The sequence below is a fragment of the Paenibacillus sp. CFBP 13594 genome (assembly GCF_014842675.1).
GTDB classification, from domain to species: domain Bacteria; phylum Bacillota; class Bacilli; order Paenibacillales; family Paenibacillaceae; genus Paenibacillus; species Paenibacillus amylolyticus_B.
Genome location: NZ_JACYVQ010000008.1, coordinates 193,531 through 208,271 on the forward strand (window position 1 = coordinate 193,531; position 14,741 = coordinate 208,271).

The 14,741-nt window shown below is 46.6% G+C and carries 16 protein-coding genes; 3 read left to right on the top strand and 13 right to left on the bottom strand.

What is annotated here, in order from left to right; genetic code table 11:
- Window position 1: 1 nt before the first annotated feature.
- The gene (locus IFU39_RS24200) at window positions 2-817 is read right to left on the bottom strand and encodes an SDR family NAD(P)-dependent oxidoreductase (RefSeq protein WP_192135337.1); all 816 of its coding nucleotides are present in this window, start codon (window positions 815-817) and stop codon (window positions 2-4) included.
- Window positions 818-1,062: 245 nt separating this feature from the next.
- On the opposite strand from IFU39_RS24200, the gene IFU39_RS24205 reads away from it, so the two are divergent.
- Window positions 1,063-1,722 (top strand): TetR/AcrR family transcriptional regulator, encoded by a 660-nt coding sequence (locus IFU39_RS24205; protein WP_192135339.1) that lies wholly within the window; start codon window positions 1,063-1,065, stop codon window positions 1,720-1,722.
- Between the two features lie 133 nt (window positions 1,723-1,855).
- Here IFU39_RS24205 and IFU39_RS24210 read toward each other — a convergent pair whose 3' ends face one another.
- From IFU39_RS24210 to IFU39_RS24230, 5 genes are all read right to left on the bottom strand, one after another.
- A complete protein-coding gene (locus IFU39_RS24210; protein WP_017691578.1) occupies window positions 1,856-2,917 on the bottom strand; it encodes an LLM class flavin-dependent oxidoreductase in 1,062 nt (353 codons plus the stop codon).
- 153 nt (window positions 2,918-3,070) lie between these two features.
- A complete protein-coding gene (locus IFU39_RS24215) occupies window positions 3,071-3,457 on the bottom strand; it encodes a retropepsin-like aspartic protease (RefSeq protein WP_192135341.1) in 387 nt (128 codons plus the stop codon).
- Window positions 3,454-3,711, bottom strand: a complete 258-nt coding sequence (locus tag IFU39_RS24220) for a hypothetical protein (RefSeq protein ID WP_074092774.1) — start codon at window positions 3,709-3,711, stop codon at window positions 3,454-3,456. The genes IFU39_RS24215 and IFU39_RS24220 overlap by 4 nt, the downstream gene beginning before the upstream one ends.
- Window positions 3,712-3,820: 109 nt before the next feature.
- Entirely contained in the window at window positions 3,821-4,633 is an 813-nt protein-coding gene (locus IFU39_RS24225; RefSeq protein ID WP_192135342.1) for a class I SAM-dependent methyltransferase, read from the bottom strand.
- A 148-nt stretch (window positions 4,634-4,781) separates the two neighbouring features.
- On the bottom strand, window positions 4,782-5,123 hold the full coding sequence (locus IFU39_RS24230; protein ID WP_017691576.1) for a zinc ribbon domain-containing protein YjdM: 342 nt from the start codon (window positions 5,121-5,123) through the stop codon (window positions 4,782-4,784).
- A 236-nt stretch (window positions 5,124-5,359) separates the two neighbouring features.
- On the opposite strand from IFU39_RS24230, the gene IFU39_RS24235 reads away from it, so the two are divergent.
- Window positions 5,360-6,511: a VanZ family protein gene (locus IFU39_RS24235; protein WP_192135343.1), complete on the top strand. Its 1,152-nt coding sequence runs from the start codon at window positions 5,360-5,362 to the stop codon at window positions 6,509-6,511.
- Between the two features lie 164 nt (window positions 6,512-6,675).
- Here the strand turns inward: IFU39_RS24235 and IFU39_RS24240 are convergent, their stop codons facing one another.
- The 7 genes from IFU39_RS24240 to IFU39_RS24270 all read right to left on the bottom strand — a co-directional run bounded on the left by IFU39_RS24240 (window position 6,676) and on the right by IFU39_RS24270 (window position 13,900).
- A complete protein-coding gene (locus tag IFU39_RS24240) occupies window positions 6,676-8,133 on the bottom strand; it encodes a carboxylesterase/lipase family protein (RefSeq protein WP_192135344.1) in 1,458 nt (485 codons plus the stop codon).
- Between the two features lie 280 nt (window positions 8,134-8,413).
- Complete coding sequence (locus tag IFU39_RS24245; protein WP_192135345.1) at window positions 8,414-9,508, bottom strand: metallophosphoesterase family protein; 1,095 nt, start codon at window positions 9,506-9,508, stop codon at window positions 8,414-8,416.
- A complete protein-coding gene (locus IFU39_RS24250) occupies window positions 9,508-9,846 on the bottom strand; it encodes a DMT family transporter (protein WP_192135346.1) in 339 nt (112 codons plus the stop codon). Before IFU39_RS24250 ends, IFU39_RS24245 begins: the two co-directional genes overlap by 1 nt.
- Window positions 9,843-10,613 carry an HAD family hydrolase gene (locus tag IFU39_RS24255; protein WP_244661096.1) on the bottom strand — a complete coding sequence of 257 codons (771 nt, stop codon included), beginning with the start codon at window positions 10,611-10,613 and terminating at the stop codon, window positions 9,843-9,845. The genes IFU39_RS24250 and IFU39_RS24255 overlap by 4 nt, the downstream gene beginning before the upstream one ends.
- A 95-nt stretch (window positions 10,614-10,708) precedes the next feature.
- Window positions 10,709-12,082 (bottom strand): ABC transporter substrate-binding protein, encoded by a 1,374-nt coding sequence (locus tag IFU39_RS24260; protein WP_192135348.1) that lies wholly within the window; start codon window positions 12,080-12,082, stop codon window positions 10,709-10,711.
- Between the two features lie 37 nt (window positions 12,083-12,119).
- Complete coding sequence (locus IFU39_RS24265; RefSeq protein WP_243391263.1) at window positions 12,120-12,965, bottom strand: carbohydrate ABC transporter permease; 846 nt, start codon at window positions 12,963-12,965, stop codon at window positions 12,120-12,122.
- A gap of 59 nt (window positions 12,966-13,024) precedes the next feature.
- Window positions 13,025-13,900 carry a carbohydrate ABC transporter permease gene (locus tag IFU39_RS24270; protein ID WP_192135350.1) on the bottom strand — a complete coding sequence of 292 codons (876 nt, stop codon included), beginning with the start codon at window positions 13,898-13,900 and terminating at the stop codon, window positions 13,025-13,027.
- Window positions 13,901-14,098: 198 nt separating this feature from the next.
- Between IFU39_RS24270 and IFU39_RS24275 the strand changes: the two genes are divergently transcribed.
- Window positions 14,099-14,671 (top strand): transcriptional regulator, encoded by a 573-nt coding sequence (locus IFU39_RS24275; RefSeq protein ID WP_192135352.1) that lies wholly within the window; start codon window positions 14,099-14,101, stop codon window positions 14,669-14,671.
- Window positions 14,672-14,741 lie beyond the last annotated feature (70 nt).

Here is a 14,741-nt window from a genome sequence, read left to right on the forward strand (position 1 = left end):
ATCAGGCTTGTACTTTTTCTGCTTTACCATCCTTGGAACGTGGACGGAGCATACTTCCTACGATTCTCAACATCAACTTGCGTGACACGAGGCGGGTGAACTGCGCTGTCCAGTAATTACCGGCCCCCGGCACAGCATAAGATTTGCCTGACTCGAGTGCTCTCATGGCCACCGCCACGACATGCTCAGGTGTATCACGTTTACCCACCGAGGCTTCATCAGCGCCCACCACATCAAAGAACGAAGTCTCGGTTGAGCCTGGGCATAATGCCAAAAACTGAACGCCACGCTTCCTGTTTTCTTCGTATAATGCCTCTGTAAAAGAAAGTACAAATGCCTTCGTCGCTCCATACACAGCCATATACGGATCAGGTTGAAAGGCAGCCGTAGACGATACATTAATGACAGCACCATTTTTCTTTTGTAACATGCCTGGCAAGAAAAGATGCGTCATGTTTGTCAAGGCGAGCACGTTTAACATAATTTCCTCCTGCTGCCGGGAACCATCCACTTGTTCAAATAATCCATGAGTAGCAAATCCCGCATTGTTGATCAGCATATCGATGTGTATTCCCCGATTCTGACATTCCTCATATACCCTCTGAGGTGCATCGACTTGAGACAAATCCGATACGATTACCTCAGCCCTTACTTGATATGCACGTTCTATACGTTCTGCCAATTGATTCAGTTTGGATTCTGTTCTGGCCACCAGCACAATATTTTTACCCTTGGAAGCCATTTCGAGTGCAAAAACTTCCCCAATACCTGAAGAAGCACCTGTAATAAGTACCCATTGACGCTGTTCCTTTATCATCTCTCATCCATCCTCTACGTATAATTCGAACACTCGTTTTCAATAAGAAACGTTGTTTCTTTATAGAATCATCGTAACCAGAATTCATGACGCTGTCAAATACATTTGTTAAATTTGAATCTAGAACGGGTTCTTACTTATTAAATTTGGATTAAATTGACGTCATCCGGCGTAAAACAGTAGAATGACCATAAAAGGAAACGTAGTTTCTGTTCAACAACAATACGGTTACGAGGATGAAATCTATGAAGGATCTTAATTCGGGTTCCACAGAATCTGCACATACGGTAACAACCTTTCAGGAAGCCAGACTCCAGCACTCGGATAATCTGCGGCAAAATATTGTGCATGCTGCTGCTGCTTTACTGCAAGAGCATGGACCGGAAGCCGTCACGGTACGCCGTGTAGCTGAGCGCATGGAGTGCTCCACCAAAATCATATATAACCTCTTCGGCAAAAAAGAAGGGTTAGCCAAACATCTGTATTTAGAGGGATGCTCCCTCATGGCCCAGCGTTTTGAAGCTATGCCCCGGCAGGCATCGTTCGAACAATATTTCCGTGATCTGGCCCATGTCTATTGGGACTTCGGCATTTCTCAATCCAGCTTCTATCAGCTGATGTTTGGAGGATCTTTTTCCGAATTCAAACCGGATGGAGAGACCTTACAGGGAACAGCAACTGCTCTGAAGCAAGTATCTGCTTTGGTGGAGATCGCCATTGAACAGGGAATGCTTCAGGTGCAGGATCCCCTGCTTGCAGTACGAATGATCTGGGCTCCCTTACACGGTGTTATTCATCTGTACCTGGGAGGCCATATTGAGAGTGAAGAAGCTGCCAAAACCCTCTATGATCATACGTTGTCCATGGTTATACACTCCCTTGTGAGTGCATCTGCGAATGGATAAGCATTACATCTGTGCTGTTTTAGATACTTTTAGAAGATTAAACGAAAAAGGAGCAGACCCATTGGCATAATACGCCTAGGGCATGCTCCTTTATTTGGTTGACTTTATCTAATTCCGTAACAATAACAGTCGATTAACGGGCCTCTTCGTTCTCAGCTTCCCAACGTGCAATTTCCTTACGCACGATTGGAGCAACTTCTTTACCAAGCAGTTCGATCGCTCTCATGACCTCGTTGTGCGGCATGGTTCCGAGTGGGGTGTGTAACATGAAGCGTGTAATCCCAACTTCTTTGCGCAGATAAATAATTTTCTGAGCTACAGTATCCACATCACCTACATACAATGCACCTTCCAGACTGCGCGCCGCATCAAATGTCGCACGACTGTAGTGTCCCCAGCCACGTTCACGGCCCAGTATGTTCATGACGGCTTGAGCTGGCGGGAAGAATTTCTCCACAGCTTCGTCAGTTGTATCGGCAATGAAGCCGTGAGAGTGAGAAGCAACGGTCAGCTTGGAAGCATCATGTCCCGCATGTGCAGCTGCTTTCTTGTACAGCTCCACCAGTGGTGCGAATTGCACCGGACGACCACCGATAATAGCAAGCACCAGCGGCAAACCGAGTAATCCTGCACGAACTACGGATTCCTGATTACCGCCACTGCCAATCCATACCGGAAGTTTTTCCTGTACCGGGCGCGGGTAGATGCCCAGATTGTTAAAGGAAGGACGGTGTTTGCCTTCCCAGGTAACTTTTTCAGAATCACGCAGCTTGAGCAGCAAATCCAATTTCTCATCAAATAACTCATCGTAGTCGTTCAGATCGTAGCCGAACAACGGGAAGGATTCGATAAATGATCCACGCCCTGCCATAATCTCTGCACGTCCGTTCGAAATGCCGTCTAATGTCGCGAAATCTTGATATACCCGTACCGGATCATGCGATGACAGCACCGTTACCGCACTCGTCAAGCGAATATTCTTGGTCTGTGAAGCTGCTGCCGCCAGAATGACAGCTGGTGATGAAGCGGCGTAGTCAGCACGATGATGTTCTCCCACGCCATATACATCCAGACCCACCTGATCTGCCAAAACAATCTCTTCAACAACATCCCGAATACGCTGCGCATGACTGATAAGTTCTCCTGTTTTTACATCCGGGTTTGTCTCCACAAATGTACTAATTCCGATTTCCATTGTCTGTTCCTCCCTGGTATGAAGCGATCCGTTGTTCATCTAACCTATTGTAAGTAGATCACCTTTTGTTATATATCTTAATATTGAACTATTTTGATGAAAAACACAAGTACCCTCTGTTTCCAGAGGGCACATTTATGTTTAATTCTATAATTATGGCTTAGCTATACTTAGTTCCATCAGGTTGGCATTAATTATAACACCGGTCTGTTTCATAAAATTAAATCCCAGAATTCCGTCAATCTCTAAACCATAATCCATATTTCCTATTTCAACTTGAAAATCATTAATCGTTGTTCCATCTACAGTTATAGAATCGAGTGACTTGGTATAAACATACTCTATACCGCCTACACCTCTTATAATATCAACGAGATCATCCTCTTCAGGAACCATTCCTACTTCCCGAACTGCATCTGCATTCAGCAATGTACTAGCTGATCCGGTATCCAAAAGGACTTTTTCTAATTGTAGTACTTCTCCTCTAAATACAAGTTTTATGCTTATGAAGGATAGACCATAAATCTCTGAAATTTTCATCGAGGACCTCTCATGCCAACATACCGTTCTCTTGCCACAACTTCTGGACGTGAAGTGTGAAAAAAGCAGTATTCCCGTCTGGGATCTTCTTGATGCAATTCACCATAACGTTTTAGTGCCTTTGTAGAATCATCAAATGAATCAATCACTGCCATCTCTTCAATGTAACGCTGGCCTTCTCTAGAGTACGCCTTGGTTGCCTCAAAAACGACCCATTCATTAGGGAATCGCTCCTGAACTTCCTTCCATTGCATAGTGACACCTCCAGACCATAAGATAGAAATATTATATCATGTGGAAACAGTATTCCACGGGCTGACATTCTAAAATACATAGATTTTTAGAGCATTGCCTGTAAATCTATTATTTCTTCCTCCCGATGTACAGCAAATGAGATGAGATTCCCAATATAGAAGGGTCCTTAGCAGCATTTATCATATATTGCATGAGTTCATCATACTCGCCACGCTCTTTCCAGTATTGCTGCTGCTCGTCCGTGAGCATCGCTCTAAGGCTGGATGAACCAATCAAATCAATGGTTTCAAATCCATGTTGCTCCATGAAGGGCGTAACGTCCTGAATATTAAAATAGTATGCTCCCGTAAATCGTCCTTGATCCTGATGATCGAAAATACCTTTTTCCACAAAAGAAGAGATGGCTGCCATATTATCATTCGGCTTCCAATGCTGCGGGGATTGCAGCGAATTGATACTCATGCGCATTCGGCTCTGCATGGCTACAAACACCATGCCCCCTCGCTTGGTCACACGATACAACTCCCGTACAGCAGCCGTGCGCTCTTCGTCTGTCTGCAGATGATATAACGGGCCCAGCATGAGGGACGCATCATAAGTCTCGTCAGCCACACCAGAGAGAGAAGTGGCATCGAGAACATGGAACCCATCGAATTGCTGTGCCAAACCAAACTCCTGAGCCTTTTGCCTCGCAGTATCCACGGAGGAAGGTGTCAGATCCGATAAAGTGACCTGATACCCCAGCTTCGCAAGCTCCATGGCATACTTTCCTGGTCCTGCGCCATTATCCAGAATACAACCAGTAGCGGGGAGATGTTCCCTGATGTAATGCATGTTAATGATGAATTCAATTGGTTCCCGCTCCAGTCTGCCCCACTCATCAAACCCGGAATAATATTCAATAATATGATCTCTCTTCATCGCTCTGACACCTGCCTTTTCTTATACGTAGACTACTCTTCCATGTTCAAAAAATTAAATTCCAACCAGTATATATCTACTAAATATTTCCTGTCAATTAAAAAAAACGTTCAATTCCCGTTGGATGCGGAACTGAACGTTTCTCGAACTATATCTTTTTCACAAACTCAGACTTCAACTTCATCGCACCCAAGCTGTCGATCTTGCAATCAATATCATGATCCCCATCAATCAGGCGGATATTCTTCACCTTGGTGCCCTGTTTGACCACAAGCGAGCTACCTTTTACCTTCAGATCTTTAATGACCGTAACGGTATCCCCATCACTTAGCACATTTCCGTTGGCATCACGGATTACTTTTGCATCCTCAGCGTTATCATTGTCTGCTTCCAAAGACCATTCATGCGCGCACTCCGGGCAAACCAACAGGTTACCATCCTCGTACGTGTACTCTGAATTACATTTGGGGCAGTTAGGCAAATTAGACATATGTATTAAACTCTCCATTCTACGATTGGCATTCCCGCAAGTATACGGGATTTCGGCGGTATATTCCATACGCTTGGTCACTGCATAGATGGATTTAAACCAAATTTAAGGTTCATGCATCCCTCACTTTAAGGGTAACTACTTATGATGTAACTAATAGATACGCACTACACATACATGAATTTTAATGTCTCTATGAATTGTTATTATATTTAATACCAAAGGAGTTCCTGCTCATGTCCTCATATGTTTTCCCTGTGCAAACGGCTTTTTTAATCTTTGTTGTTGCGGCCATGTTTTTGCTGGTACCGTGGTTAATCTATGGGTATCGTAAAGACGGCTTCTTCAGCTGGTCACGGTTTGGCATCAGCTTTTCCTTTATCTTTTATATTCTGGCCGCCTATTGCCTCGTCATTCTCCCTTTTCCGACTACGCGAGATACCTGTGCGCAGCAAGCCGCTGACACGATCTACTACAATCTGGTTCCATTCACTTTTGTCAAAGACATCATGAAGGAAACACCCATTGTATGGTCTCAGCCTTCCAGCTATCTGAGCATGATTCAGGGCAGAGCCTTTCTGCAAGTTCTATTTAACGTCCTGCTTCTCATGCCGCTAGGTGTATATATCCGTTATTTTTTTCAAAAGAGATCATTCTGGAAGTACGCCCTGCTTGGTGGATTAGGGCTTTCCCTATTCTTCGAGATCACTCAAATCACCGGATTCTACGGGTATTACAATTGTCCTTACCGCCTGTTCGATGTAGATGATCTGTTATTGAACACTTCGGGAGCAGTCATTGGATTCTTCACAGCGCCCATCCTGCTTGCTTTATTCCCATCACGTGCAAGCATTCAGGCGAAGAGTGAACAGATCGTGGAGCAAAACCGAGTGTATGCTATGCCTCAATTGCTCGCGTTAATTATTGATGGAATCATTGTTGTCTTCCTTTCGAATCTAATCTCCATCTTTACATCGTCTGATGTGATCAGTGATGCGCTAAGTACATCCATTGCTATGGTCATTGTGCTGTTCTTCATACCTTGGGTGCGAACTGGGGTAACTCCAGGCTCGGCCATCTTGCGATTCCGCTATGTGAATCGTCAGACCGGCACACCTACCAGTGAATCGTTATTCAAAAGATTTGCCGCACTCTATGTTCCATGGCTGCTCGTTACGATCATTCGCTTGGTCAACGATTATGCTTTTGCAGGTCATCAGGATGTTATGCTTCAGCCTTATCAAATGTGGATCTCCTTGGGGACATTCGGTATCTATATGTTAGTCTACGCCGTACTCTTTGTTCATGTCTTGATCGTACTGTTCTCCCGTGGAAAACGTTCCTTCTACTTCGATGAGGTGTCCCGCACACGTGCCTCTCGTAAATAATGTTTGGAGTATAACAAGGCATAATGTAACTCTAATTAGTGCTTACGTTCTGCTTATTATTCAGCCGGATTACCAAAAGAGGACGTTCATTCTGAGAATGAACGTCCTCTTTTGGTTGGGCTCATAGCAACTATTCAGAGTATCCATTCAAATAATGGCCTGGGTTATAATCCTAACAGCTCTCGCTTGGCTGCATCCGGATCATGTACGACCTCAATCTCATGGTTGAAGATTAGTGTCGCACGATCCTGCTCATATTCAGGCCAGTTCACACCTGCAACTTCAGGTTGGCCATTCTTGGCAAAGGAAATCCAGGCATCCTGTACCTTGAGGGCAAGTGCCGCCGCGGCTTCATCCGGCTCCGCATTCATGAATTTGAGGACATGCAGTGTATTAAACACAAAGAACATTTCGATGCTGTGAATCGCTCTTTTTAACAAGGGATGTTCCGGCATCACCCAATCAAATCGATACATCCACACCGGAGCATACTTCTGCTGTGCCGCAGCATATTGCAGCGCTGACCGCCAGAAGAACATATCGGTCATGACTTGGGCTTGTCCATCTGCCGTTTTTGGATAACTATCCGCGATGGCTACCCGGTTCTCCAGATCTGGCGTCATAAAGTCTACGCCCTGAACCATATCGATTTCTTTTGAAAAAGGTACATGTGGCTGGATGAACAGTGCACCCTCGTGTAATGTCGTACCAATCAACACCGGAATATCCTGCGCTGAGCCTTCGCTCACTGCCTGAAGTGGCACCTGTGGTAGTGTATTCCCATCCAATACAGGTTGGAACAATAATGCCATACCTGCTCCGCTCTGCTGTTTGACCGTTTCACCGGCTGCAATAATCTGCTCTACAGGAATTGTATTTAACTTCTGCAGGTTGTCCCGGTCCACCCCAAGAATCTTTAACATCCCTTCCCGCAACGCTGAAGCTTGCTCTGCCGGCATGAACTGGGATGCACCACTCTCCATAATGGCACGTTGGAACAGTCCTTTGGCCGCTGGCATCGCCATCAGTGCCGCAATACTCATGCTGCCTGCTGATTCGCCGAACACCGTAACTTGATCCGAGTTACCACCAAAAGCAGAGATATTATCCTTCACCCACTGTAATGCCGCAACTTGATCCAGCAGACCTGCATTGGATACATATGAATCACCTAATGGAGCCATATGCAGGAATCCCAAAGGTCCTAATCGGTAGTTGATCGTCACAACGATGACGTCCCCCCGAACCGCTAACTGTGTACCATCATACATCGGCTGGCTACCCGAACCTGACACGAAGGAACCACCGTGAATCCATACCATGACCGGCAGTGGTGTTGCTCCTTTTTCCTTAGGTGCCCAGATGTTCAGATATAGACTATCTTCTGACTCATTCGGAATTTCTGTCTGGCCTTCTGGTTGATGATTTCGTGGTTGTATATTCTCAGGTCCAAATTGATTGGCCTGTCTGATTCCATCCCATGACTCGGGCTGTACCGGAGCCTTAAAACGCAGCTCACCTACTGGAGGTTTCGCATAAGGAATGCCTTTCCATACACTTGCATCGTGCAAAAGTTCGCCTTGAACGGTACCATATGTCGTTTGAACCTGAAGTTCTCTCATGCCGCTTCTACTTCCTCTCCGTAAATAGGTTAAATTAACGAGTATGTGCATATCATGTGTACTTATTTGAGTATAGTTTGTAGTCATACCCATTTACAACTTTACCCAAATCTAGCCTCCCCTGCTACGTTTCACGTGGAACTTTATGGGGTTGATGATCTAATACATACCTTTAAGATGGACACCAAAAAGGCCACCCATTGAGCAATATCATCAAGTCTGACTTATCTTAATGACATTGACCCTTAGCATGACCCTTTCCCGTAAACTATCCAAATAACTACCCTTCTACAGGATAACTTACCGTAAACTCAGTACCCTCAATCCATTCGCTCGTAACAAAGTTCCGCCCCTTTACAACCACTCGATCCTTATAAACCTCCACATGAAGCCCTTCACTGCCCTCCAGATGTTCATCCTGATCCGTCCATAGATAACCTACAGACGACGCATTGAACATCGTTGGCATCTGGCCTGCACCATCGTACATCGTATGCTGCGCCTCCAGTTGCCAATGAGTGTGACCCGAGAAGAGGATCGCTTGCGGATATTTGGCCAGAACGGCCTTCAGTTCTGCATCCTGATTCACACCATACCAGCCTTGTTCCTTCATCGATCCTGCCACCGTATCCATAAGCGGCTGGTGTAAGAAAATGAAGATGGGATGCTCTGGCGTTGCTCGCTCAGACAATTTCGCATCTAGCCACTCCAACTGTTCAGTCGACATATCGCAATCCTTCGGATGAGGTTGCTCGGTGCCCAGGAAAATATAATGATACCCATCAATCCAGTGATCGTGATAAGAGCCCTTCATGCCTGTTGTCCCTTCAAAATCACTTAATCGACGCTGCCATAACCCTGCGACTGTAATGGGGTCCACTCCTGAAGAGATCCGTCCCCCATCCTGACCATCCTGCTCCGAAGGTGCAGCAGACAACGTATAGGTTCCGCCGGATAGTTTCTCAATCAGTGCAGCTGATTCAGCAGCGGTTTGTTTAGTGACCAGCTCCATATCTGCTTCCTGCTCCAACAACTCGGCTACTTCATCATCTTTCATCTCAAGCAAAACGATCGGCGGATCTTGCCATACCACGGCTCCAATATCATGGTTACCTACCGTGTACCGGATGTCCGGCAAACTCTCCGCATGCTGCTTCCATATGCGTTGCAACTCACGATATTCGCTCGGCAGACCTCGATCCGTCACATCGCCCACATGCATAATCCCGCTGCTTCCCTGACTGAATGTAGCTATATCGGCTAATGCTTGCTCCAGATGTCGGTTATGAATGTGGTCTGCCTCGTCCCGTACATGCGTATCTGTAATGACTTGGAAGGTAGCAAGAGGTTGCTCAGGTGTATGTTCATTTTCCATCAAGAATCACTCCATTTCAGTCCAATAATGCCAACCAGAATAAAACCGATCCAGACCATCGACGTGAGCCGCAGACGTTCACCAAAATAGTAATGCCCCACGACGCCAATAAGCGTAATGCCCACGCCAGACCAGATCGCATAGGCTACAGCCAGCGGCATATACTTCACTGCAAAATTAAGAAAGGTAAAGCTTGCGCCATAACAGACAAACATCAACACCGAAGGCCATAACCGTGAGAATCCATCCGATACTTTCAGCAAAATGGTAGCGCTCAGCTCCAGCCCGATGGCCAGTGCCAACAGGACCCAGCCCAAGTAGGCATGACTATTTGTCATCGATTCAGCCCACCATTCAGCAATTCATGGAAGGATTGAATCGTTCTATCCGCCAAGCGGATTTTTCCCGGTTCTCCAATGCCAAGCCTGTACCCCGCACCAGCGGTTCGTGCCATCTCCATGTCTCCGTCCGTATCTCCAATGACCACCGTATGCTGTACAGATACTCCCAACCGTTCACAGGCAAGCACAAGCATATCGGGAAAAGGTTTGCCCCGCTCCACCAGATCTGTGCCAATCACCACGTCAAAAAAGGAATCCAACCCCATCCACTGCAAATGTTTAATTGCACTTGGTGTATCATCTGCCGTCACTACACCCATAACCATACCTTCGCTACGGCACTGTTCAAGGAATTCTCGAACTCCCGGTAACGGACGTGCCGGACGATGCTGCTCCATCTCTTCCTCCGCTCGCGCCAAACACTCCCGGACCATAATCTTGGATTCCGCCCAGCTGAGACCCGCACGATATCCATGCCACGTCAGCACGGCATACACTTCATCCATCGTGCCCATCGCAAGCGGGCCCCGCACATCATACCCATTCATTCGGCCTTGATCATCGTGGAATGTACCCCAGATCTGTGGGAATTCATCTGTGTCGATACGGAGTCCTCTAGTCGCTAACTGTTTTCTGAAGTCGTTCAACACACAATCGGTCCAGAATCCCCACATTCCCGTAAAATCAAGCAATGTCCCGTCCTTGTCAAACAAAACGGCTTCAACCGGATTTGGTAATCCGTCTACATACATCTCCTCTTGCATTGGTTAAACTCCTTGTCTGCGATCTTGTATGAACGGAAAGGACGGTACAGCATGTACCGCCCTTATCGCGTGAGTCAATTGCCTGTATACGTTTCTTATTTCGTTACCCGATCCAGTTCCTTCTGTGCTTTCTCTTTCGCTTCCTTCAGCGCTTGTTCCGCTGGCATATTATTGATCTGTACCTGATCAGCTGCATCTTTTAAAGCATCATTGATCTTGCCACCCGTTGGATCCTGGAAGGGAGCCGAAGCGTGAGCTGCCTGTTGCAGTGGTACGGTGATCTGTGGATTTTCCTCACTGAATTTCATGAACTCTGGATCTTGTTGGGCCGATTGACGTACTGCGATATATCCGGTGTTCATGGACCATGAAGCTGTGTTCGAAGTTTCAGAGAAATACGTAAGCCATTTATAAGCTGCCTGTTGTTGCTCTGGACTCGCTGCTGACGGAATACCTGCCGAAATGGCACTTGCTACCGGTTTTCCTTCACCAATCCCTTCCCAGCCTGGTTGTTGCATCGCAGCGACTACGCTAAAGTCCAAGTCGCCTTGGTCACCACTAGATCCGGTATAACCTGCTGCTTTATTTTTCATCACATCATCAATCGTTTTGTACCAGTACTCCCAGCCCTGACCTCCATAATGAATGCCCATAATCTTGTCTTCGTTGATCCATTTGCGGAACAAGTCCCATGTCTCGATCCACTCTGGGGAGTCAATCATAACTGTTTTGCCATCGTCGCTAAGAATCTGTCCGCCCTTACCCAGCACGGCATCAATCATATTATCTCTACCCCACATCGGTTCCCAACCGTAGAAGGTGGTCTTGCCATTTTCTTGTTTGCTCATCTTCGCAGCCGCCTCAGCCAGCTTCTCCCATGTCGTCAGAGTTGCTGGGTCGATTCCGTTCTCCTTGAACGTATCCATACGGTAATACATGATCTGAGTTGTACCGTACATTGGCAAAAAGTATTGCTTTCCATCCACCTGTCCCTGGTTCAGGAATGTCTGAATGAAATCGTCTTTCTTAAAATTCGGATCAGCTGCAATCATCTCATCCATGGGTGCATAATATCCTTTGCGTGCCCAGTCTATATTGGAGCTGAGTACAGCGGCTGGAACCTTCTTGGAAGCAATTGCTGCTTGCAGCTTCTGTTCCGTTTCCGTGTAATCTGCTTGTACAATCCCTTTTACAACGACTTCGTTCTGGGAGGCGTTGAACGCATCAATCGTCTTTTTCATGTTATCGCCCAGATTACCACCCAGACCATACCAGAACTCAATCTCCACCGGATCTTTCGCCTGAGCTTCGGTTCCACTGGCAGCAGCCGTCGTGCCTGATTCTGCGGGTGCTTGTGTTCCACAAGCGGTCAATAGAGCAAAGCTGGTCGCAAGTACCAGCGACATGCCACCCTTCCAGTTCAACCTCAATCTCTTTTTCCATGTCATGCTTGCCTGACTCCAATTCATTGTTGTTCCTCCCGTTTTAGGTGAATGGTAGTGCATATCAGTTCTTGTTCACACCAGCCGTAATATTCACGCTCTGCATGATCGTCTTCTGGGTGAACAGGAAGAGAATAAGTAGAGGTGCGATGGTGAAGGCACTCGCAGCCATAATCTGTGGCCAAGCAAGTCCATATGCCCCGCCTTCTACAAAGAAGCTACGCAGACCCGCCGATACCAGCTGTAAATCAGGGTCTTTGGTGATGAGCATAGGCCAGAAATAGTTGTTGTACTGTTCAATAAACGTAATCAGCACCATCACGGCGAAGCTTGAGCGAACAAGCGGCGTAATAATCGTCCAGAGAATCCGGAAGTGGGATGCACCGTCCAGTTGTCCGGCTTCCACCAATTCATGAGATACCTGCATGAACGCCTGCCGGATCAGGAAGATCGAGAACACGCTGACACAGTTGGATACAATCAAGCCTGTGTAGGAATCCAGCAGGTTAAGTTCGCTAAGTACCAGGTAACTAGGCAGATACACGGCCGTACTCGGTATCATATAACCCACCAGAATCAGGGATGTCAGTGCACCTTTGAGACGGAATTTCATATGTGTCAGGGCGTACGCCATCATACTGGAGTTGACGATCTGAAATAGACAGATGGCTAAGGCTACCCCGGTACTGTTCAGGATGTAACGGGCAAATGGTGCCGCGTTCCAGGCATCCACATAGTTGCTCCACAGGAACGTCTCCGGCCAGAAGGTCGGCGGAAACTGCCAGATCTCATCATTGGTTTTGAATCCGCTAATAACCATCCAATAGAAGGGAAAGGCTGTACCCAGCGCGATAATGGCTAACAGAAGGTAGCGGATCAATTTACTTATTTTAAAATTCGGTTGTGACACGTTCTGCAACTCCTTGCGCTTCATCCGTTTAGACTTTTTGTTGGGCAATGTCATTGTCATTAGTAGTGCACCAGACGTCTGCCAAGCAGGAAGGATACTCCCGAGAGCAACACGCAGATCAGAATGATCACAACGGCGATGGACGAAGCTTCACCTACGTTAAAGGATTCGAATGCAGACTGGTAATACATGTACAGCAACGTTCTCGTTGATCCCGCCGGTCCACCCTGCGTCATGACATTGATCTGGTCATAGGCTTGCAAGGACTGGATAGTAAGAATAATCGAGAGAAAAAACGTCGTTGGTGAGATCAGCGGCAATGTGATACTTCTGAATTTGTCCCAACTGTTTGCCCCATCGATTGAAGCTGCTTCGAGCAGATCGGAAGGTAGATTTCGTAGCGCAACGAGATAAAATACCATCGCCCACCCAATCGACTTCCAAAGCGTGACGATCAGAACAGCAACCAATGCCCAGTCCGCGTCACGCAACCATCCGATCGGAGATACGCCTACCCAGCCCAGCATCAGATTAGCGAGTCCCACTTCGGGCTCGAAGATCCAGGACCACGCAATAGACACCGCAACTGTCGGGGTGACCCAAGGTGAGAAGAGTAATGTCCGGAAGATGCCGGATGATTTGATTTTGCTATTCATGAGCATCGCAAGCGCCAATCCGCCCACAATAGTTGGGATTACACTCCCCAGTCCGAATAACAAGGTTACTTTCAGTGATCGATAGAATTCAGAGTTTGTCAGCAGATAACTGTAATTGTCCAAACCAACAAACAGCTTATTCGGGCTCATGAAGTCCCAATCGGTGAAACTGAGATAAACGATATATCCCAGAGGTCCCAGCCAGAAGATCAGCAATGGGATTAGAGCTGGCAGCGTGAATAGTACCGCCTCAGACTCCCTCCATAGTTTTAAACGCAAATCCCCCACTCCTTACTGTCCAATTTTTCTTTAATGATTGGGAATTTTTGAGTATAATCAACTTTATATTTATTCTGTACAAAATTAATTGTACACTCGTATTGAAAATTCTAATTCCGGCTTATGTTAAAATTGGAGCAAGTCATGTAAAATATGAGCCAGCTAGTGGGAACGCTATCATAAACCAGAGGTGACATTGTGGGAAAAGAAACCGCCGGGAACCCGAATCATTCTTCGTTACCTGATCGGCATGCGCTGAGGGAGAGAGTCATTGAGGCCATCGCCAATACGATGGATCTATATGGGGTTAATCACACGTTTGGCAAATTGTACGGAATCATGTATTTTGAGGATCGACCGATGACACTTGAAGAGATGAAAAACTCGATGAATATGAGCAAGAGCAACATGAGCTATGCGGTTCGTTCGCTTACAGAATCACAGATGATCTATAAACTGGAGGAAAAGAAGGAGCGCCAGGATCAATATCTGGCTGAGACCGACTTCTATCGTACGTTCCAGAATTTCTTCGGGGCCAAGCTCCAACGGGAAGTAGATGTCATGTTAGAAGGCATTCGTGAGGTCATTCCTGACCTGTCGGCAATGATCCTTTCGGAACATACCTCTTCTGAAGATCGAGAGGATGCACTGCGTGATCTGCACAAACTCCAACATGCGGAGCAATACTACGTCTGGTTACAAGGATTCGTGGATCAGTTGCGGGATGGTAAGTTTTACGAGAATGCTTCACACACGCCCGATAAAGAGTAGTACAACTGCGTAAACAGAATAACTAATGGGTGATCAAGCGCTAACCAACCTAGACCAATGTTAAGTCACA

What these genes read in the sequence shown, in the direction of transcription:
- IFU39_RS24200 (WP_192135337.1), bottom strand. Translation starts at nt 817, where the DNA reads ATGATAAAGGAACAGCGTCAATGGGTACTTATTACAGGTGCTTCTTCA.
- IFU39_RS24205 (WP_192135339.1), top strand. Translation starts at nt 1,063, where the DNA reads ATGAAGGATCTTAATTCGGGTTCCACAGAATCTGCACATACGGTAACA.
- IFU39_RS24210 (WP_017691578.1), bottom strand. Translation starts at nt 2,917, where the DNA reads ATGGAAATCGGAATTAGTACATTTGTGGAGACAAACCCGGATGTAAAA.
- IFU39_RS24215 (WP_192135341.1), bottom strand. Translation starts at nt 3,457, where the DNA reads ATGAAAATTTCAGAGATTTATGGTCTATCCTTCATAAGCATAAAACTT.
- IFU39_RS24220 (WP_074092774.1), bottom strand. Translation starts at nt 3,711, where the DNA reads ATGCAATGGAAGGAAGTTCAGGAGCGATTCCCTAATGAATGGGTCGTT.
- IFU39_RS24225 (WP_192135342.1), bottom strand. Translation starts at nt 4,633, where the DNA reads ATGAAGAGAGATCATATTATTGAATATTATTCCGGGTTTGATGAGTGG.
- IFU39_RS24230 (WP_017691576.1), bottom strand. Translation starts at nt 5,123, where the DNA reads ATGTCTAATTTGCCTAACTGCCCCAAATGTAATTCAGAGTACACGTAC.
- IFU39_RS24235 (WP_192135343.1), top strand. Translation starts at nt 5,360, where the DNA reads ATGTCCTCATATGTTTTCCCTGTGCAAACGGCTTTTTTAATCTTTGTT.
- IFU39_RS24240 (WP_192135344.1), bottom strand. Translation starts at nt 8,133, where the DNA reads ATGAGAGAACTTCAGGTTCAAACGACATATGGTACCGTTCAAGGCGAA.
- IFU39_RS24245 (WP_192135345.1), bottom strand. Translation starts at nt 9,508, where the DNA reads ATGGAAAATGAACATACACCTGAGCAACCTCTTGCTACCTTCCAAGTC.
- IFU39_RS24250 (WP_192135346.1), bottom strand. Translation starts at nt 9,846, where the DNA reads ATGACAAATAGTCATGCCTACTTGGGCTGGGTCCTGTTGGCACTGGCC.
- IFU39_RS24255 (WP_244661096.1), bottom strand. Translation starts at nt 10,613, where the DNA reads ATGCAAGAGGAGATGTATGTAGACGGATTACCAAATCCGGTTGAAGCC.
- IFU39_RS24260 (WP_192135348.1), bottom strand. Translation starts at nt 12,082, where the DNA reads ATGAATTGGAGTCAGGCAAGCATGACATGGAAAAAGAGATTGAGGTTG.